This window comes from Paenibacillus soyae, from assembly GCF_024623455.1.
GTDB lineage: Bacteria > Bacillota > Bacilli > Paenibacillales > Paenibacillaceae > Pristimantibacillus > Pristimantibacillus soyae.
This window is the reverse complement of record NZ_JANIPJ010000021.1, coordinates 98,611-122,416: the sequence shown is the minus strand read 5'-3', so window position 1 is coordinate 122,416 and position 23,806 is coordinate 98,611. Positions and strand designations below refer to the sequence as shown.

Below are 23,806 nucleotides of genomic sequence, written 5' to 3'. Positions count from 1 at the left end.
TATGTGGGCGATAGTTGTTATGCTGATCGGCGCGCTCATCGCCGCGGAGGAACTGCCCGACCTCATACGCGGTAAGCGCCGGGGCGATATCTGGTTATTCGCCGCATTGCTGCTTGCGGGCACGGGTCTCGGAGTCGCGCAAAGCCTGCGGGTCGAGATCCCGAACCCGCTGGATGCGATTTCCTTCGTGTTCGCTCCGGTCGGGAAGTTCCTGGAGGCGTTATTCATGTAATCCGGATGGGATGGAAGGGAGGAGGGCGGTATGATCGAGAAAGGGAAAATTAGTTTAGTTCAGCTCAATATCCTGGTCATGCTCTTCAGCTTGGGCAGCGCCATTCTAATCGTTCCTTCCGCATTGTCGTCCGTCGCCAGGCAGGATGGCTGGATATCCGCCGTAATCGGAGTGGCGCTGGGCGCCGGGATTGTTCAGATGCTTGTTATTCTCGACAGACAGCACCCCGGGCAGTCGCTGGTGGAGTCCTGCGAGACCATCCTCGGCAGCTTCGCGGGCAAGCTGGTCGGGATGCTGTATTTTATGTTTTTTTTCCTTCTCGCCTCGTTGGTGCTCCGGAACATCGGCGATTTCATCACGACGATCGTCATGCCGGAGACGCCGATTCAAGCCATCCATGTGTTGTTTCTCGTCATTATTGTCATGGGCGTCCGGCTCGGGCTCGAGGTCATCGGGCGCGCGTCGGAAATTTTCTTGCCCTGGATCGTCGTGCTGATTCTGGTGCTCGTTTTCTTCATCATTCCCCAAATTGATATCGACCGGGTCCAGCCGGTATTCGAGATGGGGATGAATAAGATCATGTACGGCAGCTTGTCGATTCTGGGGATTCCGTATTTCGAACTGGTTGTCTTCCTCATGATCCTCCCCTACGTGAACAAGAGGCAGAAGGCGGGGAAAGCCTTTCTCGCGGGAAGCCTGCTCGGCGGCTTCGTCTTGATTCTCATTACCTGCCTCAGCATTACGGTGCTCGGATGGGACTTTACGGCGAGGCACGCTTTCCCCAGCTATACCTTGGCCAAAAAAATCCGTATTGGCGAATTTCTGCAGCGGATCGAAGTGATGATGGCCGTCATTTGGTTTTTGACGATATTTTTTAAGCTGACGTTATGCTTCTACGCTTCCGCGCTGGCCATCGCCCAAGTATTCAAGCTTAGCAGCTATCGTCCGCTCGTTCTGCCACTCGGGATGATTATGCTCGTCATGTCGCTTGTCGTGTATCCGAACATCGTGTATTTCCGGGAATTCAGCTCGCATACATGGACGCCCTTCGCCTTCGTATTCGGCTTCGCGTTCCCGTTCATGCTCCTGCTTCTGTCCAAGGCGAAGAAGGCGGTCGGCAAGTGAAAAGAGTATAATTAACGAAGGGGAGCAAAAACTAAAGCCGCTATAATTCTAGCGATAACGGGAATGGGGGGAATGCAATGATAGAGGAAAACGTAAAGCAGGAAGCGGGCTGGAACTTCGATAACAGCTATGCCGGTCTCTCCGCTTTGTTCTACTCCAAGATGGGACCGAACCCGGTGTCCGAGCCGGAGCTCGTTATTCTGAACGAGAAGCTGGCCGTGTCCATGGGGCTTAACCCGGATGCGCTGAGGGGGCAAGACGAAATCGACGTGTTCGCGGGCAATCGCGTGCCGGAAGGCGCCGAGCCGCTGGCGCAAGCCTACGCGGGGCATCAGTTCGGGCATTTCACGATGCTGGGAGACGGCCGCGCGCTGCTGCTTGGGGAGCAGATGACGCCGGGAGGAGAGCGGCTCGACGTGCAGCTGAAAGGCTCGGGCAGAACGCCGTATTCCCGGCGCGGGGACGGGCGCGCGGCGCTCGGCCCGATGCTGCGCGAATATATCATCAGCGAAGCGATGCATGCACTCGGCATTCCGACGACGCGCAGTCTGGCGGTCGTGACGACCGGCGAGCCGGTCTATCGCGAGACGGTGCTGCAAGGCGCCGTGCTGACCCGCATCGCGGCGAGCCATCTGCGCGTAGGCACCTTCCAGTACGCGGCGGGCGCAGGCTCGGCGGAAGAGCTGAGAGAGCTGGCGGACTACGCGTTAAGACGGCACTACGGCGAACCGCCGGAGCCGGAGGAGAACCGGTATGTCTTCCTGCTTCGCGAAGTATTAAAACGCCAGGCCTCGCTTATCGCGCAGTGGCAGCTGGTCGGATTCATCCATGGGGTCATGAACACGGATAACATGGCGATCAGCGGCGAGACGATCGATTACGGGCCTTGCGCATTCATGGACACCTACGATCCGGCGACGGTATTCAGCTCCATCGATACGAACGGACGTTATGCATACCGTAATCAGCCGTATATCGGCGTATGGAATTTAGCCAGGCTGGCCGAGTCGCTGCTGCCTCTGCTTCATGACGACGAGGAACAGGCCGTAAAGGTGGCGGAGGACGTTCTATCCGAGTTTAACGAACACTTCCAGCGGAACTATCTATCCGGCATGCGGGCCAAGCTCGGATTATTCGGGGAGGAAGAAGACGACGACGCCTTGATCCAAGAGCTGCTGAAGCTGATGGAGGAGCATCGGGCGGACTATACGAATACGTTCCGAGCCCTGACGCTCGGTAAGCCGGAAGCGACAGCCCTTCACGGCATCGCGGCATTCGGCGATTGGCAGGCGATGTGGCAGGCGAGGCTCGGCAGGCAGCAGGAAACCGAGGAAGCTTCCCGCGAGCTGATGCGGCGCAGCAACCCGGCCGTCATTCCGCGCAACCATCGGGTGGAGGAAGCGCTCGAGGCCGCGGCCGAGCGGAGCGACTACGCCGTCATGGAGAAGCTGCTTCGCGCGCTGGCCAATCCGTATGCCTATTCTCCCGACCAGGAGGAATACGCCGAGCTTCCCGCCTCATGTAATAGCCCTTATCAGACCTTCTGCGGGACCTGATCCTGATACGAAAGCAGGCTCGCCATTCTTTCACAGATGGGTATTGACTCTGTGGTGCACCCCACGGTTTAGGATAGAGGGGGAGGCGAACGATGTACAAGATTAGCGAATTTGCCGAGATGACGGGGTTAAGCAAGGAAACGCTTCGTTATTATGCCGAGGTGAAGCTGCTGGAGCCGGCCTATATCGATCAGTCGAATCACTATCGGTATTACGACGACGGCAGCTATTTCCTGGCGCTCCTCTTGTCCAAGCTGCGAGGCTTCGGGTTCACGATTCAGGAGATGATCGCGGTGATGGAGGATCAGTCGTTCGAGCATCTGGAGGACCTACTAATGAAGAAGAGGGCGAGCATACGGGGGCAAATCGACGAGCTGCTCGCGCGTATCGGGGAGATCGACGAGTTCCTTGCGTCCGGAAGGGAAGAGCGAAGCGATGATTGAATGGAAGGAAGAGATGAAGATACCGGCGCCGATCGAGAAGGTATGGTCGTTATTCTCGGATGAGCATATTAAGCGCATCATGCCGAATGTGGAGGAGCATACGCTGATCGAGGGTTCGGGCGCAGAGGCAGGATCGAAGCATCGGCAGAGCTACCGCGAAGGCAAACGGGTGGAGACGTACATCGTCGACACGTTGGCCTATGAGGACGAGAACAACCGAAAGCACAAGCGGATTCGCTTCGTATTGGGCAAGGCATTCGAGGTGATGCTTTCTTTTACCCTTGAGCGGCTGGATGATTCGCATTCCAAGCTTATATATGAAGGGCATAACAAAGGCGTTAATTTTGTCGGCAGGGCGATGCTGAGGCTGGGCAGCGAGAAGGCGAATAACAAGGTTGTACAGGAGTTTCTGCAGCGTGTAGCGGAGGAAGCCGCTAAGTAGGTCAGGGTGTCATGGCTCAGCTTCTAAAAGGCTTCATTTTTATCCTAATGGGTTGATTACAAGGTTTTGCCGGAATGAGAAAGCGCTCAGAATACCCATCCGCGAGTTTGACCGTGATATACTCCGTTGTGTAGAAAACAAGCAGCACGAGCAAACACACACACCAGGAGGTATCACATAGATGAAAAAGCTGAACTGGATGACAAAGACGGTAGTAGCAACGACTTGCGCAGTGGCGCTTCTCTCTGGACATGCCCTGGTAGGCACGGACAACTCGATCGGACAAGCCCATGCCGCGTCGGCGACGACCGCATCGGCGAAGGCGGACAAAATTATTGCATTCGCGAAATCTTTGCAAGGCAAAGTAAGATATGACTTCGGAACGAACAGCCCGAGCCGATTGGTATTCGACTGCTCGTCGTTCACGAAATACGTGTTCGGCAAATACGGCGTCAGCCTGAAGTGGGGCACGTCTTCCCAGAAGTATGCGGGCAAATACGTGTCGAAGTCCAATCTGCAGAAGGGTGATCTGATCCTCTTCAACAACGGCAAATCGAAGACGGTCAGCCACGTCGGCATCTATATTGGCAACGGCCAGTTTATCCACAACACGATCGGCAGCAGCTTCAACGGCGTCCGCATCAACAAGCTGAGCGATTACACGCACCGTTATTCGACGGCTAGACGCGTCCTGTAATTGTAGGATGCCCTGAAATTGCGAAACCATTAAAGAACCTTACGACTGCGGTCGTAAGGTTCTTTTGTCGTTATTAGCGTTAGAGCTATTTGCATGAGGACTGCTTGCTCCAGGGAACAGCTGCCTCGTATGAGGCTCCCGTACGAATAGCGGCAAAAGCGGCATTATTTTTGCAGGTAACGGCTGCAATGAGAGAAATAACAGACATTTTACCTTTAAATGCATGGAGTGCCCGCCGATTACCCGAAATTATAGAATATAAGGGTACTTTCGCCGCTATTTCATTTGGAGGGTGAGTGGCAGTGGAAATAGCGGTACTATCGCCGTTATTTTTGGACGCCACTAGTTATACAAAGCGAAAAAAGAACCTAACGGTACAATCACCATATACCGTTAGGTCATACGCAGGTTCAGCCGAGATGCAGATAAAACGTCGTCATTTCGCCGGGCTCGCTCTTCGCGTACAGCTTGCCGCCGTGCTGCTCGACGATGGATTTGGCGATGGCCAGCCCCAGCCCGTGACCGCCTTGGGAGCGGGAGCGGGAAGCGTCCGTCCGGTAGAACCGGTCGAAGATCCGGTGCAGATGCTCCGGCGCGATGCCTTCGCCCGTGTTGGAGACCGACAGGACGACATCCTGATGCTGCCTCTTCAGCGCGATCGCGATCGAGCCGCGCGGACCCGCGTATTTGATGGCATTGTCGAGCAGGATCATAATGACCTGCTTGATCTGCTCGCTGCTGCCGTTCACCGTCAGTCCGGGCTCGATCTGGTAGTCGAGCCCAAGCTCCTTCTCGAATATAACGGCTTCCATCGTCAGCATGATCGTCTCTACGGCTTCGCTCAGATCGAAATCTGCGAACATCATCGTCGTGCGCGAGTCCTCCATCTGGGTCAAGTAGAGAAGGTCGCCCGTCAGCTTGGCCATGCGCTGGGTTTCCTGCTTAATGACATGCAGCCACTTCGCTTGGTTCGAGATGGTATCCTCCCGGTTGGCGAGCAGCACGTCCGCATTCGTCTGAATGACGGCAAGAGGCGTCTTGAGCTCGTGGGAAGCGTCCGCGATGAACTGCTTCTGCTTCTCGAACACCTCCTTGACCGGAGCGATATAACGGCTTGCGAAGTAGCGGCTGATCAAATAAATAACAAGGAGCATGACAAGCGCGACGGCGCTGAACGTGTAGATGAGATTGGTCAGAAAGCCCTGCTCGGCTGTGACATCCATGAAAACAAGCATGCTGCCTTCCGAGGTCGCTTGGACGACGAACGCCCATTCGTTGCCGTCGAGCTTGAGCTGGCCGGAGCTTGCCCCCGAGGCGAGCGCCTTGTCCAGCGCTTCCTGGTAGAATGCCTCTTCCCATTCGAATCTCGAGTCGGTGCCGGTAATGGCGCCCGAGCTATCCGTTTCCAGCATGAAGGACACGGACCGTTCGGGACGCCAGCCGGCGCCTTCCGGATCGGCGGGAGGATCGGTTTTCTGCAGCTCGCCAGGCGGCGCGCCGACGTTCGGATCGAACCGTCTGGGTCCGCCGTCGTCCTGCTGCTTCCAATAAAATTCCTGTATCTGATGAAGCTCTATATCGATATCGCGTTGGACGTCCCGATACGTAATCGTGTAGATGGCGACGAAGGCCGCGAGCATCATCACGGTGATCGTGACGAGGTTCAGAAGCAGGAAGCGGTTTTTCAGCTTTTTGAACATCTACTCCGCCACCTCCAGGACATACCCGACGCCCCGGATCGTCGCGATCTTCACCGACGATTGAAGGAAGGCCAGCTTCTTCCGCAGGAACGAGACGTATACCTCCACATTGTTATATTCCGCGTTCGAATCGAAGCCCCATAATTTCTCGATGATCTGCTCCTTCGACGTCACGGCCAGCTTCCGCGTGACCAGCAGCTCGAGCAGCTCGCATTCCTTCAAATTCAGCTTCAGTTCCTTGCCCTTGACGGTCAGCTTCAATTGCGACGTATTCAGCTCGATATCCCCGAACGACAACGCGTCCTCGGGCACGACCTCCCCCTTGCGTCTCAGAGCGGCGCGTATGCGGGCCAGCAGTTCCTCGACCTGGAACGGCTTCGCGATATAATCGTCCGCGCCGTAGTCGAGCCCGGTTACCTTGTCCGTTGTCTCGCCCTTGGCCGTAAGCAGGATGACCGGCGTAGCAATGCCTTCGCCTCTTATCTTGCGAAGGACGGCGAAGCCGTCCATCTCCGGCATCATCACGTCGAGCAGCAGCAGATCGTAGATGCCGCTGAGCGCGTAATCGTAAGCGGATCGTCCGTCATGGACGACGTCCACGGAGTAGTTTTGTTTCTTCAATAATTGCGATACGGCCTCGGCCAAATGTATTTCGTCTTCCGCGATCAAGATTCGCATCGGTCGTTCATCCTTTGCTTATTTTCTAAGTGGTGATCCGTGTTGATATCCCCATTATAGCAAGCGAACCTTTAGCCAACCTTAACTGATTCCCGGCGATGGCGTTCGCGATCTATATAGTAGAAGCGCGATTTATGTTGAGGAATTGTAAATCCATTTAAGATTCATTAAAGGTTGGAGAACTAAGATACAGACATGAGAGATGAGACCACAGCGAACCGCGGAAAGGACGGAACCGAGAATGGCCATTGAGGTGTTCAACCGGTACGAGAACAAATACTTGCTGGACCATGAGGCATACCTTCGATTCTACAGCGACCTGCTTGATTATATGGAGCTCGACGATTACAACAAGCAGCATGAATTTTATTCGATCAGCAACCTATACTTCGATACCCCGCATCATTCCCTGATCCGGACGAGCCTGTCGAAGCCCAAGTACAAGGAGAAGCTTCGGCTGAGGGCTTACGGCGTGACAAGCGGCGACGCGAAGGTGTATCTGGAGATGAAGAAGAAGGTGTTCGGCCTCGTCAACAAACGAAGAACGGGTCTGAAGCTTAGCGAGGCTTACGAGTTCGTGCGGACCGGCAGCAAGCCGGAGCTGCAGCCTTATATGAACAAGCAAGTTCTTGAAGAGATCCATTATTTCCTCAGCCGCTACGAGCTGGAGCCGAAGGTTTATCTCGCTTATGAGCGGAAGGCGATGTTCAGCAAGGCAAGCCGGGATCTGCGCATTACGTTCGACACGAACATTCGGCACCGCCGGCATGACCTGGGGCTAGAGCTTGGCGATCATGGCGAGCTGCTGGATCCCTCGAACAAGTGGCTGATGGAAGTGAAGGCGGAGAACACCGTTCCGCTCTGGCTGTCGCGGCTGCTGTCGGAGCACGGATTGTTCCGCACCAGCTTCTCCAAATACGGCAACGAATACAAGAAGACGGTCAGACACGGCCATGCGCGGCCTTCGCTGCTAGAGCAGACCATGTCGGCCGCTCAGACGACAACACCAACACCATTCATGGAAAGAGAGCGTGTACTCTATGTTTGATTTCGAAACTTTGTTCAACCCGACCACTGCGACAACGACGATGACGCTTGGCAGCTCGATCGTCACGATTCTGATCGCCATCGCCCTTGGCGCCTTAATCAGCTTCACCTATATGAAGACGAACCCGACCGGCTATTCACAAAATTTTACGTTAACGATGGTCATTCTGCCCACGATCGTCGCCATTATTATTCTCCTGATCGGCAGCAATATTGCCCGGGCGTTCAGCTTGGCGGGAGCCTTCTCCATCATCCGGTTCCGAAGCGCGCCCGGCGATCCGAAGGATATCGCGTACGTCCTGTTCACGATGGCGGCCGGCTTGGCCTGCGGCGTAGGGGCGTTCGGCTACGCGGTGCTGTTCACTTTGATCCTTTGCGCGTTGATGTTCGTCCTTAGCAAAACCAACTTCGGAGCGAGAAAGTCGGCTCAGAAGCAGCTGAAAGTGACCATTCCCGAAAGCCTGGGCTACGAAGAAGCGTTCGCCGAAGTATTCGCGACGTTCGGCGTAGCGTATGAGCTCAAGAGGATCCGCACGACCGAGCTGGGCAGCTTGTACGAGCTGGTGTACTACGTAACGCTTGACGCGAACACGAATCAGAAGGATTTCCTTGACGCGATCCGGTGCCGCAACGGCAATCTGGATATATCGCTAACGATGGTTCCCACGGTTGCGGCCGACTATTAAGAAGAGATTGCGAACATGCAAATCAAATTTATTTCCGGAAGGATGATCGATATGAAAACAACAAAAATGAAGCACTTCGCAGGCGTCGTCGCTTTGTGCACCGTGCTGCTGGCTTCGGCCTGCAGCAATGGCGGCAATAATACGGCGGCGACCAGCAACGCGGCGGTCGTAGAGACGGTTTCCGCGGACCAGCAGACGGATGCGGCGACAACGGCGCTGACGATGGACGAGCTCGTGGAGTTCGACGAGGAAGACTACAGCACGGAGTGGAGCGAAGATAGCGCGACGAAGATTGTATTCGACGGCGCGTCGGCCACCGTGACGGGAGCGGGAGCAGCGGCAGGCGATGGCGGTTCGGTGAGCATTACGGAAGCCGGCACGTACGTGCTGAGCGGCAGCCTTAGCGACGGCCAGCTGACGGTGAACGCGCCGGACGGCACGGTGCGACTGGTATTGAACGGCGTAGAGCTGCATCATAACGACAATGCTCCGCTGTATATTTTGGAGGCTGGCAAGGTTGTTATGACGCTGCAGGAAGGCACGGACAATAAGCTGTCGGATGGCGCGGAGTACTCATATGCTGATGCGAACGCCGACGAGCCGAACGCGGCATTGTATAGCAAAGCAGACCTGACCATTAACGGGACAGGCTCGCTGACGGTGGAAGGGAACTTCAATAACGGCATCAACAGCAGAGACGACTTGAAGCTGGTGTCGGGCACGATTACAGTGAAGGCAGTCGATGACGGCCTGCTTGGCAAAGACCGTGTGGCTGCTCTGGAAGGCACGGCGCTTACGGTAGAAGCGGGCGGTGACGGCGTCAAATCGACGAACGCCGAGGAAGAAGGCAAAGGCATTATCGCGATCGGCGGAGGCGTGTTCGATATTACGTCCGGCAACGACGCGCTCCAAGCGGAAACCTCGATGCTGGTGGCAGGCGGCACGTTCTCGCTCGTTACAGGCGGCGGCAGCGTGAACGGCGAGACGCATACCGAGGAGTTCGGCGGAGGCTGGGGCGGAGGCGGTCAAGGCTTCCCTGGAGGAGGAGAGATGCCGGCTGCGCCGGGTACGGGCGATGCGGCAGGCGCCGCAAGCGAAGCAAGCGCTGCGTCCGCGTCGGATGCAGGAGTAACGACAGCGGCGGCGAGCACGACGGACGCGGCGGCAACGACCGCAGAGGCAGCCGAAGAGGAATCGACCAGCGCCAAAGCGCTGAAGGCCGGTAGTGATATTCAAATAGGCGGCGGTACGTTCACGATCGACTCCGCGGACGACTCCGTTCACAGCAATGGCAATCTGACGATCGCGGGCGGCGAATTCTCGCTTACATCCGGCGACGACGGCATTCATGCGGATTCGGCGGTTACGATCGCAGGCGGCAAGATCGATATTACGAAGAGCTACGAAGGCATCGAAGGCTCCGTCATTAAGCTGGCGGGTGGCGAGACCAACGTGACGGCCTCCGACGACGGCGTGAACGTGGGCGGCGGCAACGACGGCTCGTCCGTTAACGGACGAGCCGGGCAGAACACGATTACCGATGGCACGCATATGCTGACCATCAGCGGCGGTACGCATAGCGTAAACGCGAGCGGCGACGGACTGGACTCGAACGGCTCGATCGCAATGAGCGGAGGCACGGTGACCGTAAGCGGTCCGACCAATGCGGGCAACGGCTCGCTCGACTATGACGGCACCTTCGAGATGACGGGCGGCTATCTGATCGCTGCGGGCAGCTCGGGTATGCTGCAGGCGACCTCCGATACGTCGAGTCAGCAATCGGTGCTGATGATGTTCCCGTCGACGCTGGAGGCAGGCACGCTCGTACGCCTCGAGGACGACGAAGGCAATGCGATCGCAACCTTTGCTCCGGCCAAGACGTTCCAGGCGGTGATGATCAGCTCGCCGGACTTGAAGCAAGGCGGCACGTACAAGGTGTTCTCGGGCGGGTCGTCGACCGGCACCGAAACGAACGGCTTGTATGAAGGCGGCGAATACACGGGCGGCACGGAGGTCGTTAGCTTCGAGATCACGAGCGCCGTCACTTGGGTGAACGAGTCGGGCGTAACGACCGCCCAAAGCGGCATGGGCATGGGCGGAGGCGGCCGAGGCGGCATGGGCGGCGGCCAGCGTCCGATGCGAGGCCAAGGTGGTCAGCTGCCGGCGGACGGCACGGCGCCGGGCGCAGGCGACGGCACCGTCCCGGTAGCCCCTCCGGAGGGCGCGGCGGATACGGGCGCTGAGGCGCAATAAACCCAGCACTAAGGAATAGGCTTTAAGGCCATAAGGCTGTCTTCTATGGGAGACAGCCTTGTTTGTTTATTGCAAAGGCAGAAGGGGGAGCATTCGTACAAGTTCGTTTAGCCATTCTTTCGTGGATAAGTGAACCATCTCAGCAAAGCGTCGGCAGGCCCGTTCCAGCCGCGCTTCTCGAGCCAGGCAGCAATCCCGAGACCGGATAACCAGATCAGAACTGCGGTTGCGAACGCCCCGGCGCTGTTAAGCTCGCCTCCCAGTCCGAGGGCGACCGGCGAGAGCAGCAGAATCAGAATCGCTTCTTGATAAATGTAAAAGGTAAGCGACCGTTTGCCGACTGATGCCAGTAAACCCGCCAATTTCGGGGCTGTTCGGCGGGCTGATAAGCTGAACAACGCGATTAGAGCCGAATATCCTAAACCGCCGGCAATGCCGCTCAGAATATGAATAGCTAGAAGCCAGCCGACCAACCCGGATTCCGGTTTCCACATATTTGCGCCGACTAGGGCGTAGGGAAGTGCCCCAATTAGGGATATAAAGATTCCGCCCAAGGCGATCCGCTTCAGCTGAGGGCGGAAGAGATCCGGGCGATCCAGCCACCGTTTACGGGCGGACCAAATTCCGGCGGTTATAATAAGCAGCATCGGAAAGAGAAGCAAATTCATAAGGAGCATGATAGGAAAAGCCATCGCATGCTCGGATGCAAGAAGGAAGTAGGTGTGGGATGGGGTCAGTCCTATGTTCATCTCTTCTCCCGTCAATATCGGATACAACATATTCCAAGCTGGCGGAATAAGGAACAAATAGACGAGACCGGTCATGAATAGAACTCGAATCTGTGTTTTATTCGATTTAAACAGCAGCGAGCCGAGAATTAGCCCGGAAACGCCATACGCGGCAAGGATATCAGCTCCGCCAATAAAGACGAGATGTATAAATCCGAAGATGATCAACAGCCAGGATCGGCGCCGCAACAAGCGTTTCACTTCGACTTCCGGTATGCCTTTATCCAGCTGGCGGGCTGCAACAGACGCCAGCCCATAGCCGAACAATGCAGCGAACATCGGATAAGCCCGGTTATCCACAAATAGCAGGCCGAACAAATTGACGATGTCATCGAGCGCATTCTCGCCCAGTGGACGGGTAAACATAAAATTCTCCGCCGAAAACAAATAGATGGGCGCATGCGCGATCACGATCAACAGGAGCATAAAGCCGCGGCCTAAATCTGGCGCTAGCGATCGATCTTTCCGCGAAACCGGGCCAGGGCCAGTCAATGTGTTGGTTTTTCCGTTACTCAAATGAATTAAACCTCCCGCTAAATATTGATTGACTTAATCAGTCAATAATAATGATAGGTGTGGAAGAGGTTGGATGTCAACTATCAACATAAAAATACCGAAAGGGAGTCATTACGGAATGTAGAGGAATGGGCATTTTCATCTCAAAAATGCCCATGTAACGGGAGGGAGATTCTGTTTCCAGGAATCGCGGATTCAAGTCCTTATTTTTGAATAACCTTGAGCAGCATGCGTATACTCCAATCCAAATTCTGATGCAGCCAGCCCACGTCGTCGGCAATCAATCCGGATAGAATCGTCAAATAGAGATTGGCAAGCTTGTCCGGATCTTCCGCGACGATCTCGCCGCGGCTTTGACCTTCTTTTAGAATGGGCACTAGTAGTAAAACATACTTTTCGCTTGTCTGCATGATCAAGCTCTTCGTCTCTTCGTCCAGATCCGGATGTTTCATGCAGCTTTGAATCATTCGGAACACATCATGGCTCCCTGCGGCAATCGCCGTCCGGGTGAAATGCCCTATTTTCTCAAGAGGTGTCGCGGACGAAGCCCGGACCTCCTCGATTAACTGTTCAGCTCCATCCATCGCCCAGAGCAAGCTGGTCCTCAGCAATTCTTCCTTGGACTCGAAGTAATGGTACATGAGTCCGTGGCTTAAATTAGCAGCTTTGGCGATCATGCTCATCTTCGTGCCCTCGACTCCATATTCCGCGAACACTTTTAGCGAGGCTTTCAATATTTGATCTTTACGTGCCTCTCGTAAGTGCTTGGTTTCCTCTGCTTTGTATCGTGCCATTTTTTTCAGACCCCAATTTATAATGATATATGATCCAGTATAGCATAACGGCCCATGGAGTAGGCTTCATGCAGGCGTGGACCATGAACTACAAAAAAAATCAGGCTATCCGATGTGGACCGCCTGATTGATTCCAGCTAGCTGTTGAGCATAGAAGTACACTGCCCCGATAACCGCTCCATTACGGCGGCCACACAGTCATCCACGGATCTTTCCGCCGTCCGCAACGTAAGATCGGGAGCGATTGGGATCTCGTACGGATCCGAGATGCCGGTGAAAGCCGGTATTTCTCCTCGTCGCGCTTTCCGGTAAAGTCCTTTGACGTCGCGCGCCTCGCAGACCTCGATCGGGCAGTCGACGTAGATTTCCATGAAGCGTGGGAGCTCCGCTCGGGCAAAGTCTCTCATGTCCCGGTAGGGGCTGATCATGGAAACGATGACCGTCACGCCATGACGATTCAATAGGCTGGCAATGTAGACGGCCCGGCGAATGCTCTCGAACCGGTCTTCGCGGCTGAAGCCCAGCGTACCGGCGAATGCGCGCCGCAGCTCGTCGCCGTCGAGCCATTCCAAGCGTTCCCCGCGCCGTCGCAATTCCTCCGCTACCCCGGCGGCAATCGTGCTCTTGCCCGCGCCGGAGAGACCGGTCAGCCAGAGGGTGAGGCCCTGCGACGGGGAAGCTTCATCGATCATCATGACGGCGCACCTCTTTCGGCCGTGCCGCGTTGGTGCATGGATCCGAATGCAACGCTTGTGAGCGCTGCGCCCCGTGACTTCTTCTCGTTGCCGGCTTGAACCGGAATCCGCTCCAACAGCCCGCCTCCATACACGCTCGACAGCTCCAGATGCGGCATATGAATGTAGCCGATATAACAATCGCATACATTCATCCGGCACGCGCGCTTATAAGACAAGCCCTCCAATCCGTCCCGGTACAGGTTGCCGATAATGCCGCGGTCCTTGTAGCAGCGCTTCACCAGTCCCGCGCCTTGCACGTAGAATACGCTGCTGCCTGCGCGGCACTCTTTGCCCAGGCTCTCGTAATCCATCGCATTGATTTCGAAATACGGATCAATGGCCTGCAAGGCGCATCGGTCTTCATCCGAATAATAATTCGGCTGATCCTTGTAGGCGTTCACCCACAAGTAGACGTCGTCCGGCAGCGCGGCCCGCAGGCAGGAGATCGCCGGGATCGCGCTGCGGAGCCCGACGCTGCCGACGCTGAGCGGCACGCCGGCCTCGCGCACCCGCAAGCACTGGGCAAGGAAACGATCCTCCGATACTTGTCCCGGATGGTACGTCGCCCAGAACGCGGCCGTGCCGGGGTTCAGCTCCTTCACGAAATCCAGTCTTGCCGACAAATTCGTCTGAATGGCCACTTTATCGACATGCGCCATATGGGACAGCTCGACCATCGCGTCCCTATACCAGCGGTGGATAAGCGCCTCCCCGTACGGGTTAAAAAATATCGAAAGACGATGCCCCGAGCCCGCTTGCTCCCGAACCCATCCGACGAACCGCTCCGCCTGCTGCCGGTCCTTGGCGAGCGTCTCCGCGCTGTCCTTCGTTTTGCCGAACGGGCAATACGGACAGTCGTAGTTGCAAGAGGAGAGGCTCCCTCGGAAATAAAGCACGGCGTTCATAACACCACGAACCTTTCCATCCGTTCGCGGATCTCGTCCGAGATCAGCCAATCGCCGATCGAATCCGAATAGGCGAGACCCTCCGCAGTAAGCCGAAGCACGCCGTCCTCCACCGTGGCAAGCCCGGACAACGGCAGCATCGACAGCTCGGGGATATCCTCCCACGGCTGCGTCCCGAATCGCGACGCGTAATCCGCGAGCCGCAGCCCTTCGCTATGCAGGAGGGCCTTCAAAATAAACCGCCGCTTCTGCTCCTCCAGACCGAGCACTATGCCGTAGTTGGCCAAGTCGTACCGGTCCGCGGCCACGTAATCCGCGATGATGCTCTCGGTCGCCTTGCGGCTGACGCCGTACCGCGACGCATAATGCACTTCCCGCGTATAGGACCTGGCGCCGCAGCCGAGACCGACCATGCCCTCCTCCTGGCAGCTATAGTCGAGAAGCTTCTTGCCGCTGCCCGACGCGGAAGCCTTCGCGAAGCGCCGCATCGAAGACTGCGCATATCCGCGTTCCGACAGCACCTCGCGCGCCGCGGAATAACAAGCCATGCGAAGATCCGGCTCGCTGCCGATTCGCTCGGGCTTCACGATCGTATGATCGCGGGTGTACAGCGGATAGAGGAAAATTTCCTCCGGTTCGTACTTCAGAGCTTCCACCAGCGAATATAGCCAGCTCTCCACCGACTGGCCTGGCAGGCCGTAGATGAGATCCAGGTTCAGAATCGGGAACGCGTACGATTTCAACAGGTCCAGAGCTTCCCGCACGACCTCGGGCGATTGCGGGCGGTAGATGGCCGCCGCTTCGCCGGCGACGAAGCTTTGGATGCCCATGCTGATCCGGTCGACCCGGGCGGACTTCAGCACATCCAGCTTCTCCGCCGTAATCGTCTCCGGGGAAGCTTCCACGGAAACCGAGACGGACTCGCCGTCCACGCCCATTACGTCGTAAGCAATGCCGAACAAACGCCGGAGCAGCTCCGCGGACAGCAGCGTCGGCGTGCCGCCGCCGATGGCGAACCGGGCATAGGGCTTGCCGGTAATCAGGCCCGCCCATTCCCGGGCTTGCCGCTCGAGCGCGTCGACATAACGAACATGCGCGTCGTCCCGTTTGTCCGGCAGCGTGAACAGGTTGCAGAAGCCGCAGCGGGCGCCGCAGAACGGAATATGCATGTACAGGAAATAGGAAGCCGCCGGCTCCGACTGCCACAGCTCCTTCAGAGACAGAGGGGGATCCAGCTCCCGGTAGGCCGTTTTGTGCGGATAGGAATAGAGATAAGAGCGGTAAGGCTCGGCCGTGATGCGGTTTTTCCATTGGTGAACGTCGTCGGCGGAGATGCCGAAGCGGTCATCGAATTCCATCCGGCTCTCCGAATGCGATATAGGCAAGGTCATGCCGTATCCCTCCTTTCGGAACTTATTGCATGCATCCTCTACAAAATAAACTCCCGATACGGCACGTCCCATACGGTCTCGTGGGCGAGCCGATGCCCGTGGTAGCCGTCTTCGCCGAACGCTTCGCCGTGATCGGAGAAGGCGAGGCAGAAGACCGGGTTTCCGCGTTCGCGGAACGCCTGGAACAACCGTCCCAGCTCCCCGTCGACATAACGAAGGGCGGCTCGCTGGCTTTCCACGGAATCATGGCGCGCTCCCGGCACGTAATGGTGGGACGGGCCGTGGATAGCCGATACGTTCATGAACAGGAACAGCCGCTGATCGGGCGGCGTGCCGTCCAGCACTTTAAGGGCGTGGCTCACCTGATGCTCCGTCGATTTCGGGTTCGTCACGCCGAAGTTCATCCGCCAGTAGCTTTGCTGGAAGTAGCCGGGGAGAACGCGGGCGAGGGGCACTTTTTTGCTGAAAAAAATAACCCCGCCGATACAAACCGTCCGGTACCCTTCGGCCGCAAGCCCCGACACGATATCCGGCGTATCGAACAGCCAGGTGTGAGGATGCGTCTTCATCCCGGTGCGGGCGGAGTGGAACAGCCGAACATGCGTAGACTTATCCGTCGTCGCCGGAGTCGGCAGAAACCCGCCGAAGAAGGCGTGGTGCGCGGCATAGGTGAAGCTGCCCGGCGTGTGCCGCTTCTCCCATGGACCGCTGCCGCATAGATTCGGGCAGTTCGGCTCTTCCAGCACGGCCGCGTCGTAACGAAGAGTGTCCAGCGTAATCATAAGAATGTCGTGCGTGCCGACTATGGCGTTCATGTCTGTCGTCATGTCTGATTCATCCTTTGTCGTGTCTTCCGTTCAAACCGAACAGCGTGCGCATTTCCCATTCATAGGGATCCATGCCTTTATGTTCGACCCCGTAGAGCAGGTCGCCGAACGGGTTGACGTCCGCCACATAGCAGCGGTCCGAGCCCTCGGAGACGAGAACGTCGATGCCTGCCACGGCGGATCGGGGAAAGGCGGCCGCGGCGCTTGCTGCCACATGCTGTACCTGCCGGATAGACTCCTGCGACAGTTCCGCCTGCTCGGGCGGCATGCGCTCGCTGCGCAGGTGCAGGTTCGTAATTGGCGTCGAGCTCACGCGAGCGATGGCATGGCAAGGCTCTCCATCCACGACGAGCTGCCGGATATCGAAGGCCCGGCCTTCGAAGTCCCGTTTGGCGATCCACTGCTCCGCGTAAGCGCCGTGGCGGTACAGCCAGTCGACGATGGCGGCGATGTCGGAGGAGTCGGTATAACGCCTGAGCTTCCCCGCATTATAAAAAGCCGGAGGACGGGCGGCATACCGCTCGATGCCGATCGTCGTCATGGCAATCTCGGCGCCTGTCGTCGGATGGCGCTGGTAGGCGATGACGCCCGACGCGGCGGATCCGGTTGCGAGCTTGATGAAGATGCGGTGCATGCCCGCCTCCTTCATCGCCTCGCGCAGACTGTCGTAATCCCGCGCGCTGTCACTTAGCGGCTTTGGAATGGCGACACCGGCCGCCGCGAGCAGCTGCTGGGTCCGCCGCTTGTCGGTCATCGCCGCGATATCGACGGGGTCGTTCTGCCATTCGGCATCCGGCCGCCACTCGGCCGCTTCGAAGCGCAGCCGCGCGAGCATGCGGCAATAGCCGCGGTACCATTGCGACGGATGGTACAGCCGGCCCGGCGATTCCCGCAGCTGCAGGGCGAACCTCGCGCTCATCGGCTGCGGGTCCGGCAGATGGCCGTACGCATGGAGCTCATCATCGCCGTCATAAGCGGCCGCGTCCGGCGCGCCCAACGCGATAAGCGCCCGCTCGAGCTCGAAGCCGCCGCCCGGCGATTCCATGCGCAGCAGCGGAGCGGCGGCAGGCTCCGGCTGCCGTCTCAGCCAAGACTCCGCCAGCTCCTGCAGCGTTCGTGGACTTTTTAGCAGGTCGGCGTAAGGCGCAATTAGCGCAGGCGGCAAGCCCAGCTTCTCCCTCGCCTTCTGAATGCCATCCGTCCGTTTGTCGCCGGGCACGCCGATGACGATCAGCGGCCTCGCCGCCGTCTTATTCCGTAATGGACGGATAACGCCAGTCTTCGTCGTCATCGGTTTTTTGCTTGTCGCTCACGTCAACCTGCAGCCCGCTCTGCTGCCAGCGCTTCATCATGTCGTCGGACATGTAGTGGTAATGCAGATCAAGCTGCTTCAGCCCTTTGATCCGATCGCTGGCAAGAAGCGCTTCCGCTCCCTCGTCCGTCAGGGTGCCCAGCGACAGGTCGAGCGTCTCGAGCTGCTCCAGAATCGGCGCGTCGGCGACGGCGATCGCGATATCGTCTTGGAGCTCGCTGTTTTTGAGTCCGAGGTATGTAAGGTTAGGGAATCGGCCCGGCTCGATCAGCGGCAGCACATCCTCCAGCCCGCCGTCGAAGCCGTAATCCTCGACGCCGAGATACAGCTCGAGCTTACGCAAATTCGGCAGCCGCGCCCCCGCGATATCGGCCAGCACGGCGCTGCTCAGTCCTCCGGTAATGATGCGCAGCTCCTCCAGCCTGTCGTGCTGCAAGCTGCTGAGGCGCAGCTCGTTCCCGCCCTGGATCGTCAACGATTCCAGCCGAGGGAACGCCTCGAGCAGCGGAGACAGATCGCTTTGCACGATCCACGAAATTTCGCATTCCTCGTAGCTCATTTCGCCGATGAACAGCTTGCGCAGGGCGGGAAAGCTGTCCTTGTGCTGAACCATCGCTTTCACGACATCCTCCGAGCTGTTCTCGTAGGCCTGCCCCCAATCTCCGATGATGAGGCTTGTGATCGCGGCGCTGTCCGAGCCGGCCGCCAGCTTCTCCAGTTCCGTCTCGATGCGTTTGCCTTCTTCATAATCGTCGTAATCGACTTTGAGCTTGATTTCCGCCATGAAGGTTCCCTCCCGCAATAAAAAAAATAAACTGGTACTTCAGCTTAACCCTATCATCTGGAAATAGTTGGCGTCAATTTCTTTAAAGAAGATTAATAGAGCGACTAGATCGGGGCACAATGGTAAAATAAAATTACAATCACACTTATTCATCCGGAGGTCATCCTATGTCCAAAACCATCGTGGAAAAGCTCAATTTGAACAAATTCGGCAAAAAGGCTGTCATATACCGTCCGGAGGGCGAGGATCTGCTCGAGGGACTGGCTTCGTACGACACGGAGCTGGGCGGCGGCAAATACGATCTTATTTTTGCTTTTACGCTCGATATGGGCCAACTGCAGGAGCTGACGAAAAAAGTAACGGAGGGCGACCTGCTGAGCAAAGGCGGCTACTTGTACGCGGCTTATCCGAAGAAGGGCAATAAGGTGTACCCGACCTACATTCATCGGGACGACTTGTTCGCGGGAGTCGGCGCGGACGAAGACGGCTACATAGGAGAGAGCAACGTCAAATTCGCGCGCATGGTCGGACTGAATGACGTGTTTACGGTGGTCGGCTTCAAGGAGGAGGCTCGCAAACGCCAGCCATCGTCGAAGCCGAGCCAATGCGTGGACGATTACCTCGAGATGGTCCCGCAGATCGAGCAGGATTTGCGGAATGTTCCGGAGGTGCTGGCGTTCTACCAGTCTCTGACGCCGGGCTATCGCAAGGATTGGGCCCGTTACGTATACAGCGCCGTGCAGGAGGATACGCGGGAGAAGCGGCGGGAAGAGATGAAGACGGTTCTCGGCGAAGGGTACAAGACCATGGATTTGTATCGCCGCAGAGGCCAATAAACCGATTGAAGGGCGGGTTTCGGGCATGAAGTCGGAGCAAGGATTGGACATGCTGGAGCGGGTACGCGGCATTTGCGCGTCGTTGCCGGAGGTCGAAGAGATCGTCGACGGATTCGGCCATGACGTCATGAAGGTGAGAGGGAAGACGTTCATCATGATGGGCGATGGCGAGGGTAAGGGTCTGCCGGGTTTGCATATCAAGTCGGACAAAGAGCAGCAGTATTTGCTGCTTCAGCAGGGCGGCTATATACGGATGCCGTATCTTGGGCAGCATGGTTGGGTGTCGCTCGACAAGGAGGCGGAGCCGGACTGGGACGAAATCGCCGGCTTGATCCGCACTGCTTATTTGCTTGCCGCGCCGAAGCGGCTGGTGAAGCAGGTGCTGGAGAGCGGACAAGGAGGAGGGAGCGAATGAGTTTGCTCTCTCTTTTGTCATCCGAGGCCGGAGATAAGACGCAGGAGTCCAATGAGCGGGTCGCCGCGCTGTGCCTGGACAACCCTGAGGCGCTTGCCGATATCGCGGCCGGCTTGCTGGCGGTGAAGAAGCCGAAGCTCATAGCGGACTGCGCGGAGGTCATGACCAAAGTAGCGGAGAAGGATGCGCGGCTGGTTGTTCCTTACGCGGAGGAGCTGTTCGGCTTGCTGGGACACCGCGCGACTAAGGTCCGCTGGGAAGCGGCGCATGCCTTGGCTCTCGCTGCATGTCTCATTCCTGCGCGAGTCTTAAGCTCGCTTGCCGGGCTTCGCGAGCTGGTGTCCTCCGACGCCAGCACGATCGTGCGCGATTACACGATCGATATGATCGCGAATGCCGCGAAGGCTGGCGCGGAGGAGGCGAGGCAGGCGCTACCCGCGCTGCGGGAAGCGCTGCTTGTCTGCGAGGGCAAGCATCGAGGCCGTGTGCTGGAGGGGCTTGTCCCTCTTACGGCGGTCGCGCCGGACATCGCGGGCGAGCTCGCGGACATCGCCGGCGCATACACCGGCGATTCGAAGGCGGCCGTACAGAAGGCCGCCAAGAAGCTCGCGAAAGCATGCGGGGCTGTCGGGGTGGCGCCGCGACAGGAATAAGCCGCTAAAACCGGCTTACAGGCTCGAAACCCGCCGCCGCAAGGCCAGTAAGCCGCTAAAACCGGCTTACAGGCTCGAAACCTGCCGCCGTAAGGCCGCTAAGCCGCTAAAACCGGCTTACAGGCTCGAAACCCGCCGCCGCGTGGCCAGTAAGCCGCTAAAACCGGCTTACAGGCTCGAAACCCGCTACCGCAAGGCCAGTAAGCCGCTAAAACCGGCTTACAGGCTCGAAACCCGCCGCCGCAAGGCCAGTAAGCCGCTAAAACCGGCTTACTCCGGCTCATGCGCTTACTATCCTAACCGCCGCGCCTAACCACCTGGGCCTCCCCCAATTTGCAGCCCTCCGCCCCAGCATATCCACTTTTTACATGATTTTTCCTCTAAATATGAAGGTATTCTCTTCCAATTGAGTTATGGTAAAGTTTCTTGGAAGCGTTACCAATAGGTTTGAGGAGGGTTACTGTGTTGAGAAAAGCAAGCCGATTTACCGTACTGATCATGCTCGTGCTCGCGCTATGCCTGCCTACCGCAGCATTTGCCGCTGATGCGCAAAATGAAGTAAAGACGACGCAAGATTACGTGAACGATATGCAGCCAGGGTGGAACCTGGGCAACACGTTCGATGCCGTCGGCGAAGACGAAACCGCATGGGGCAACCCGCGCGTTACGCAAGAATTTATCGAGAACCTCGCGGATCAAGGCTTCAAGAGCATTCGTATTCCGGTTACGTTCGATCAGCGCATGCTGACGGAGGAGCCTTACACGATCGAAGAGGACTTCCTTGATCGCCTCGATCAAGTTATTGAATGGTCGCTGGATGAAGGGCTGTACGTCATGATCAACATCCACCACGACTCGTGGATTTGGCTCGAGAAGGGGATGCATAACGACCACGACGCATCGCTTGCGCGGTTCAAAGCGATTTGGACGCAGCTGGCGGACCGCTACAAGGATATGCCGCAGAAGCTGATGTTCGAGAGCATCAACGAGCCTCGTTTCGAAGGCGAGGATGCAGAGAAGCAGAAGTACATCGACGAGCTCAACACCGCATTCTACAACATCGTAAGAAGCTCGGGCGGCATCAACGACGTGCGCAAAATCGTGCTGCCGACGCTCGACACAGGCTCGGAAACCCACAAGGTGGATGCGCTCTACGACTGGATCAAAGCGCTGGCCAAGCCGGATCCGAACATTATCGCGACGGTGCATTACTACGGCTTCTGGCCGTTCAGCGTGAACATTGCCGGATTCACCACGTTTAACGAGGAGACGCAGAAGGACATCATCACCGTATTCGACCGCGTACACGACAAGTTCGTGAAGAACGGCATTCCGGTCATTATTGGCGAATTCGGCTTGCTCGGCTTCGACACCGACTTGAACGCGATCGAGCAGGGCGAGAAGCTGAAGTTTTTTGAATTCATGATTCATTACGCGCAAGAAAAACAGCTGACCCACATGCTGTGGGATAACGGGCAGCACTTCGGCCGCCAATCGTTCGAGTGGTCGAACCAGCCGTTGTACGAAATGATGAAAGCCAGCTGGTCGGGCCGCTCCGGAACGGCTGACTCGGATTTTATTTACCTGAAGCAAGGCGAAGAAATTGCAGATGTTGTGAAAACGCTTCAATTAAACGGCAATACGTTCGAAGCGCTCGAGCTGAACGGCGAAGAGCTGGAAGCAGGCGCGGACTATGCAGTGGAAGGCGACAAGCTGACCGTCAAAGCAAGCTTGCTCGAGGAACTGGCTTCCACAAGCGGTTTTGGCGAAAAAGCGGAATTGACGGTTGTGTTCAACCAAGGCATGGAATGGACCATCAACGTAATTGAATACGACACGCCTTCTGTTTTCAGCGCGGCTGGAGAAGCAACCGGCTTCGAAATTCCGGCGTTGTTCCGCGGGGACAGCCTGGCAACCATGGAAGCCGTATATACGGACGGCGGCAACGCCGGCCCGCAGAACTGGACATCATTCAAGGAGTTTGCGTACACGTTCACCCCTAACTACGCGAACCAAACGATCCTGCTGAAAGAAAACTTCTTCAAAGAAGTAGAAGAAGGCAAGGAAGTGCAATTGAAGCTTCATTTCTGGAGCGGCGAAGTTCTGGAGTATAAGCTGATTAAGGAAGGTACGTCAGTAACCGGCACCGGAACAACTGCAGGCTCCGCTTCCTTCTCCGATCTCGGGGGCGTGGCATGGGCGCAGGACGGTATTTCGTTCCTGGCCGAGCGCAGCATCGTGCAGGGCGTGGGCGAAGGCATGTTCCAGCCGGAAGGCATGGTCACGCGCGCGGAGTTCATCCAAATGCTGATGAACACGCTGGGTCTGGTGGACGATTCGGCGGTCAGCACCTTCTCTGACGTGAAGGAAGACGCTTGGTATACGGCAGCCGTAGCAAGCGCGGAGAAGCTTGGCATCGTAACGGGCCAAGGCAACGGAAAGTTCGGCGCGAATGCCGAAATTACGCGGCAGGACGCGGCGGTTATGCTGTACCGCGCCATGACGGAGCTGGGCTTTGAAGCGGCGGATGGCGCAGCCGCGGAAGCCTTCGCCGATCAGGATGCGATCAGCGCATATGCCGTCGAAGCCGTAGCTCAAATGCAGCAAGCGGGCATTCTGCAAGGCAAAGGCGGCAGCTTCAAGCCGTTCGACCTCGCATCGCGCGCCGAAGCGGCTGTCATGATCTACCGTTTGTTCGCGGGAATGAACGCTTAATCACTAACGTTTGACTAACAGCGACAGCCAAGGGCGAGGAAGTACGACCCTGGACTGTCGCTGTTTTTTGTTGCTAGCCAAAACAAAGTTCGAATCTCTCCGTTACGGAACTCACAGACCTTATGTGCGGTTAAAATCGCATTTATGGCTTCTTACGGAACCATAGGCCTTTATTCATCCGAGAATGATCCTTGTCCACCGCCGAAACGGTGCAAATAACGGCTCTCAGTTCCATAAAGAGCCACATGCTACCAGAAATCTAGCGAATAACGTC

At 57.2% G+C, this 23,806-nt stretch carries 23 protein-coding genes; 13 read left to right on the top strand and 10 right to left on the bottom strand.

Translation table 11 applies throughout. The annotated features are described in order from the left end of the window. Nucleotide 1 precedes the first annotated feature (1 nt). The 6 genes from NQZ67_RS24140 to NQZ67_RS24115 all read left to right on the top strand — a co-directional run bounded on the left by NQZ67_RS24140 (nt 2) and on the right by NQZ67_RS24115 (nt 4,495). Nucleotides 2-232: a hypothetical protein gene (locus tag NQZ67_RS24140; protein WP_257451005.1), complete on the top strand. Its 231-nt coding sequence runs from the start codon at nt 2-4 to the stop codon at nt 230-232. A gap of 30 nt (nt 233-262) precedes the next feature. Next, nucleotides 263-1,357 (top strand): GerAB/ArcD/ProY family transporter, encoded by a 1,095-nt coding sequence (locus NQZ67_RS24135; RefSeq protein ID WP_257451003.1) that lies wholly within the window; start codon nt 263-265, stop codon nt 1,355-1,357. 77 nt (nt 1,358-1,434) lie between these two features. Next, on the top strand, nt 1,435-2,913 hold the full coding sequence (locus NQZ67_RS24130; protein WP_257451001.1) for a protein adenylyltransferase SelO: 1,479 nt from the start codon (nt 1,435-1,437) through the stop codon (nt 2,911-2,913). Nucleotides 2,914-3,005: 92 nt separating this feature from the next. Further along, entirely contained in the window at nt 3,006-3,356 is a 351-nt protein-coding gene (locus NQZ67_RS24125; protein ID WP_257450999.1) for a MerR family transcriptional regulator, read from the top strand. Further along, a complete protein-coding gene (locus NQZ67_RS24120; protein ID WP_257450997.1) occupies nt 3,349-3,798 on the top strand; it encodes an SRPBCC family protein in 450 nt (149 codons plus the stop codon). Before NQZ67_RS24125 ends, NQZ67_RS24120 begins: the two co-directional genes overlap by 8 nt. 181 nt (nt 3,799-3,979) lie before the next feature. Then, nucleotides 3,980-4,495 (top strand): C40 family peptidase, encoded by a 516-nt coding sequence (locus NQZ67_RS24115; protein WP_257450995.1) that lies wholly within the window; start codon nt 3,980-3,982, stop codon nt 4,493-4,495. A gap of 410 nt (nt 4,496-4,905) precedes the next feature. On the opposite strand, the gene NQZ67_RS24110 is transcribed toward NQZ67_RS24115, so the two are convergent. Both NQZ67_RS24110 and NQZ67_RS24105 read right to left on the bottom strand, forming a co-directional pair. Next, nucleotides 4,906-6,195, bottom strand: coding sequence for a sensor histidine kinase (locus tag NQZ67_RS24110; protein WP_257450993.1), 1,290 nt, complete (start codon nt 6,193-6,195; stop codon nt 4,906-4,908). Further along, entirely contained in the window at nt 6,196-6,873 is a 678-nt protein-coding gene (locus NQZ67_RS24105; protein ID WP_257450991.1) for a response regulator transcription factor, read from the bottom strand. A 241-nt stretch (nt 6,874-7,114) separates the two neighbouring features. Between NQZ67_RS24105 and NQZ67_RS24100 the strand changes: the two genes are divergently transcribed. Genes NQZ67_RS24100 through NQZ67_RS24090 form a run of 3 tightly spaced genes read left to right on the top strand, consistent with a single transcriptional unit; the run spans nt 7,115 to nt 10,859 of the window. Continuing rightward, on the top strand, nt 7,115-7,921 hold the full coding sequence (locus NQZ67_RS24100; RefSeq protein WP_257450989.1) for a polyphosphate polymerase domain-containing protein: 807 nt from the start codon (nt 7,115-7,117) through the stop codon (nt 7,919-7,921). After that, a complete protein-coding gene (locus NQZ67_RS24095) occupies nt 7,914-8,606 on the top strand; it encodes a DUF4956 domain-containing protein (protein WP_257450987.1) in 693 nt (230 codons plus the stop codon). Before NQZ67_RS24100 ends, NQZ67_RS24095 begins: the two co-directional genes overlap by 8 nt. Before the next feature lie 51 nt (nt 8,607-8,657). Continuing rightward, nucleotides 8,658-10,859, top strand: a complete 2,202-nt coding sequence (locus tag NQZ67_RS24090) for a carbohydrate-binding domain-containing protein (RefSeq protein ID WP_257450985.1) — start codon at nt 8,658-8,660, stop codon at nt 10,857-10,859. A gap of 107 nt (nt 10,860-10,966) precedes the next feature. On the opposite strand, the gene NQZ67_RS24085 is transcribed toward NQZ67_RS24090, so the two are convergent. The 8 genes from NQZ67_RS24085 to NQZ67_RS24050 all read right to left on the bottom strand — a co-directional run bounded on the left by NQZ67_RS24085 (nt 10,967) and on the right by NQZ67_RS24050 (nt 18,913). Next, nucleotides 10,967-12,013: a DUF418 domain-containing protein gene (locus tag NQZ67_RS24085; protein WP_257450983.1), complete on the bottom strand. Its 1,047-nt coding sequence runs from the start codon at nt 12,011-12,013 to the stop codon at nt 10,967-10,969. 353 nt (nt 12,014-12,366) lie between these two features. Then, a complete protein-coding gene (locus tag NQZ67_RS24080) occupies nt 12,367-12,957 on the bottom strand; it encodes a TetR/AcrR family transcriptional regulator (RefSeq protein ID WP_257450981.1) in 591 nt (196 codons plus the stop codon). A gap of 137 nt (nt 12,958-13,094) precedes the next feature. Continuing rightward, nucleotides 13,095-13,652, bottom strand: coding sequence for an adenylyl-sulfate kinase (gene cysC, locus NQZ67_RS24075; RefSeq protein ID WP_257450979.1), 558 nt, complete (start codon nt 13,650-13,652; stop codon nt 13,095-13,097). Next, nucleotides 13,649-14,599 carry an STM4011 family radical SAM protein gene (locus NQZ67_RS24070; protein ID WP_257450975.1) on the bottom strand — a complete coding sequence of 317 codons (951 nt, stop codon included), beginning with the start codon at nt 14,597-14,599 and terminating at the stop codon, nt 13,649-13,651. The genes cysC and NQZ67_RS24070 overlap by 4 nt, the downstream gene beginning before the upstream one ends. Continuing rightward, on the bottom strand, nt 14,596-15,957 hold the full coding sequence (locus tag NQZ67_RS24065; protein ID WP_257451021.1) for an STM4012 family radical SAM protein: 1,362 nt from the start codon (nt 15,955-15,957) through the stop codon (nt 14,596-14,598). Before NQZ67_RS24065 ends, NQZ67_RS24070 begins: the two co-directional genes overlap by 4 nt. 71 nt (nt 15,958-16,028) lie before the next feature. After that, nucleotides 16,029-16,817, bottom strand: coding sequence for an STM4013/SEN3800 family hydrolase (locus NQZ67_RS24060; RefSeq protein WP_257450972.1), 789 nt, complete (start codon nt 16,815-16,817; stop codon nt 16,029-16,031). Nucleotides 16,818-16,824: 7 nt separating this feature from the next. After that, nucleotides 16,825-18,108: an STM4014 family protein gene (locus NQZ67_RS24055; RefSeq protein ID WP_257450970.1), complete on the bottom strand. Its 1,284-nt coding sequence runs from the start codon at nt 18,106-18,108 to the stop codon at nt 16,825-16,827. After that, the gene (locus NQZ67_RS24050; protein WP_257450968.1) at nt 18,068-18,913 is read right to left on the bottom strand and encodes an STM4015 family protein; all 846 of its coding nucleotides are present in this window, start codon (nt 18,911-18,913) and stop codon (nt 18,068-18,070) included. Before NQZ67_RS24050 ends, NQZ67_RS24055 begins: the two co-directional genes overlap by 41 nt. 167 nt (nt 18,914-19,080) lie before the next feature. Between NQZ67_RS24050 and NQZ67_RS24045 the strand changes: the two genes are divergently transcribed. The 4 genes from NQZ67_RS24045 to NQZ67_RS24030 all read left to right on the top strand — a co-directional run bounded on the left by NQZ67_RS24045 (nt 19,081) and on the right by NQZ67_RS24030 (nt 23,532). Beyond that, the gene (locus NQZ67_RS24045; RefSeq protein ID WP_257450966.1) at nt 19,081-19,749 is read left to right on the top strand and encodes a YdeI/OmpD-associated family protein; all 669 of its coding nucleotides are present in this window, start codon (nt 19,081-19,083) and stop codon (nt 19,747-19,749) included. 25 nt (nt 19,750-19,774) lie between these two features. Continuing rightward, nucleotides 19,775-20,164, top strand: a complete 390-nt coding sequence (locus tag NQZ67_RS24040) for an MmcQ/YjbR family DNA-binding protein (RefSeq protein ID WP_257450964.1) — start codon at nt 19,775-19,777, stop codon at nt 20,162-20,164. Further along, nucleotides 20,161-20,817: a hypothetical protein gene (locus NQZ67_RS24035; protein ID WP_257450961.1), complete on the top strand. Its 657-nt coding sequence runs from the start codon at nt 20,161-20,163 to the stop codon at nt 20,815-20,817. The genes NQZ67_RS24040 and NQZ67_RS24035 overlap by 4 nt, the downstream gene beginning before the upstream one ends. Before the next feature lie 462 nt (nt 20,818-21,279). After that, the gene (locus NQZ67_RS24030; RefSeq protein ID WP_257450959.1) at nt 21,280-23,532 is read left to right on the top strand and encodes a cellulase family glycosylhydrolase; all 2,253 of its coding nucleotides are present in this window, start codon (nt 21,280-21,282) and stop codon (nt 23,530-23,532) included. Nucleotides 23,533-23,806 lie beyond the last annotated feature (274 nt).

Excerpts from the sequence above, each read along its gene's own strand:
- NQZ67_RS24055 (WP_257450970.1), bottom strand. The coding sequence starts at position 18,108 with ATGACGACGAAGACTGGCGTTATCCGTCCATTACGGAATAAGACGGCG.
- NQZ67_RS24135 (WP_257451003.1), top strand. The coding sequence starts at position 263 with ATGATCGAGAAAGGGAAAATTAGTTTAGTTCAGCTCAATATCCTGGTC.
- NQZ67_RS24090 (WP_257450985.1), top strand. The coding sequence starts at position 8,658 with ATGAAAACAACAAAAATGAAGCACTTCGCAGGCGTCGTCGCTTTGTGC.
- NQZ67_RS24125 (WP_257450999.1), top strand. The coding sequence starts at position 3,006 with ATGTACAAGATTAGCGAATTTGCCGAGATGACGGGGTTAAGCAAGGAA.
- NQZ67_RS24130 (WP_257451001.1), top strand. The coding sequence starts at position 1,435 with ATGATAGAGGAAAACGTAAAGCAGGAAGCGGGCTGGAACTTCGATAAC.
- NQZ67_RS24080 (WP_257450981.1), bottom strand. The coding sequence starts at position 12,957 with ATGGCACGATACAAAGCAGAGGAAACCAAGCACTTACGAGAGGCACGT.
- NQZ67_RS24040 (WP_257450964.1), top strand. The coding sequence starts at position 19,775 with ATGAAGTCGGAGCAAGGATTGGACATGCTGGAGCGGGTACGCGGCATT.
- NQZ67_RS24070 (WP_257450975.1), bottom strand. The coding sequence starts at position 14,599 with ATGAACGCCGTGCTTTATTTCCGAGGGAGCCTCTCCTCTTGCAACTAC.
- NQZ67_RS24060 (WP_257450972.1), bottom strand. The coding sequence starts at position 16,817 with ATGACGACAGACATGAACGCCATAGTCGGCACGCACGACATTCTTATG.
- NQZ67_RS24050 (WP_257450968.1), bottom strand. The coding sequence starts at position 18,913 with ATGGCGGAAATCAAGCTCAAAGTCGATTACGACGATTATGAAGAAGGC.
- NQZ67_RS24120 (WP_257450997.1), top strand. The coding sequence starts at position 3,349 with ATGATTGAATGGAAGGAAGAGATGAAGATACCGGCGCCGATCGAGAAG.
- cysC (WP_257450979.1), bottom strand. The coding sequence starts at position 13,652 with ATGATGATCGATGAAGCTTCCCCGTCGCAGGGCCTCACCCTCTGGCTG.
- NQZ67_RS24085 (WP_257450983.1), bottom strand. The coding sequence starts at position 12,013 with ATGTTTACCCGTCCACTGGGCGAGAATGCGCTCGATGACATCGTCAAT.
- NQZ67_RS24095 (WP_257450987.1), top strand. The coding sequence starts at position 7,914 with ATGTTTGATTTCGAAACTTTGTTCAACCCGACCACTGCGACAACGACG.
- NQZ67_RS24100 (WP_257450989.1), top strand. The coding sequence starts at position 7,115 with ATGGCCATTGAGGTGTTCAACCGGTACGAGAACAAATACTTGCTGGAC.
- NQZ67_RS24140 (WP_257451005.1), top strand. The coding sequence starts at position 2 with ATGTGGGCGATAGTTGTTATGCTGATCGGCGCGCTCATCGCCGCGGAG.
- NQZ67_RS24105 (WP_257450991.1), bottom strand. The coding sequence starts at position 6,873 with ATGCGAATCTTGATCGCGGAAGACGAAATACATTTGGCCGAGGCCGTA.
- NQZ67_RS24065 (WP_257451021.1), bottom strand. The coding sequence starts at position 15,957 with ATGGAATTCGATGACCGCTTCGGCATCTCCGCCGACGACGTTCACCAA.
- NQZ67_RS24045 (WP_257450966.1), top strand. The coding sequence starts at position 19,081 with ATGTCCAAAACCATCGTGGAAAAGCTCAATTTGAACAAATTCGGCAAA.
- NQZ67_RS24115 (WP_257450995.1), top strand. The coding sequence starts at position 3,980 with ATGAAAAAGCTGAACTGGATGACAAAGACGGTAGTAGCAACGACTTGC.
- NQZ67_RS24035 (WP_257450961.1), top strand. The coding sequence starts at position 20,161 with ATGAGTTTGCTCTCTCTTTTGTCATCCGAGGCCGGAGATAAGACGCAG.
- NQZ67_RS24110 (WP_257450993.1), bottom strand. The coding sequence starts at position 6,195 with ATGTTCAAAAAGCTGAAAAACCGCTTCCTGCTTCTGAACCTCGTCACG.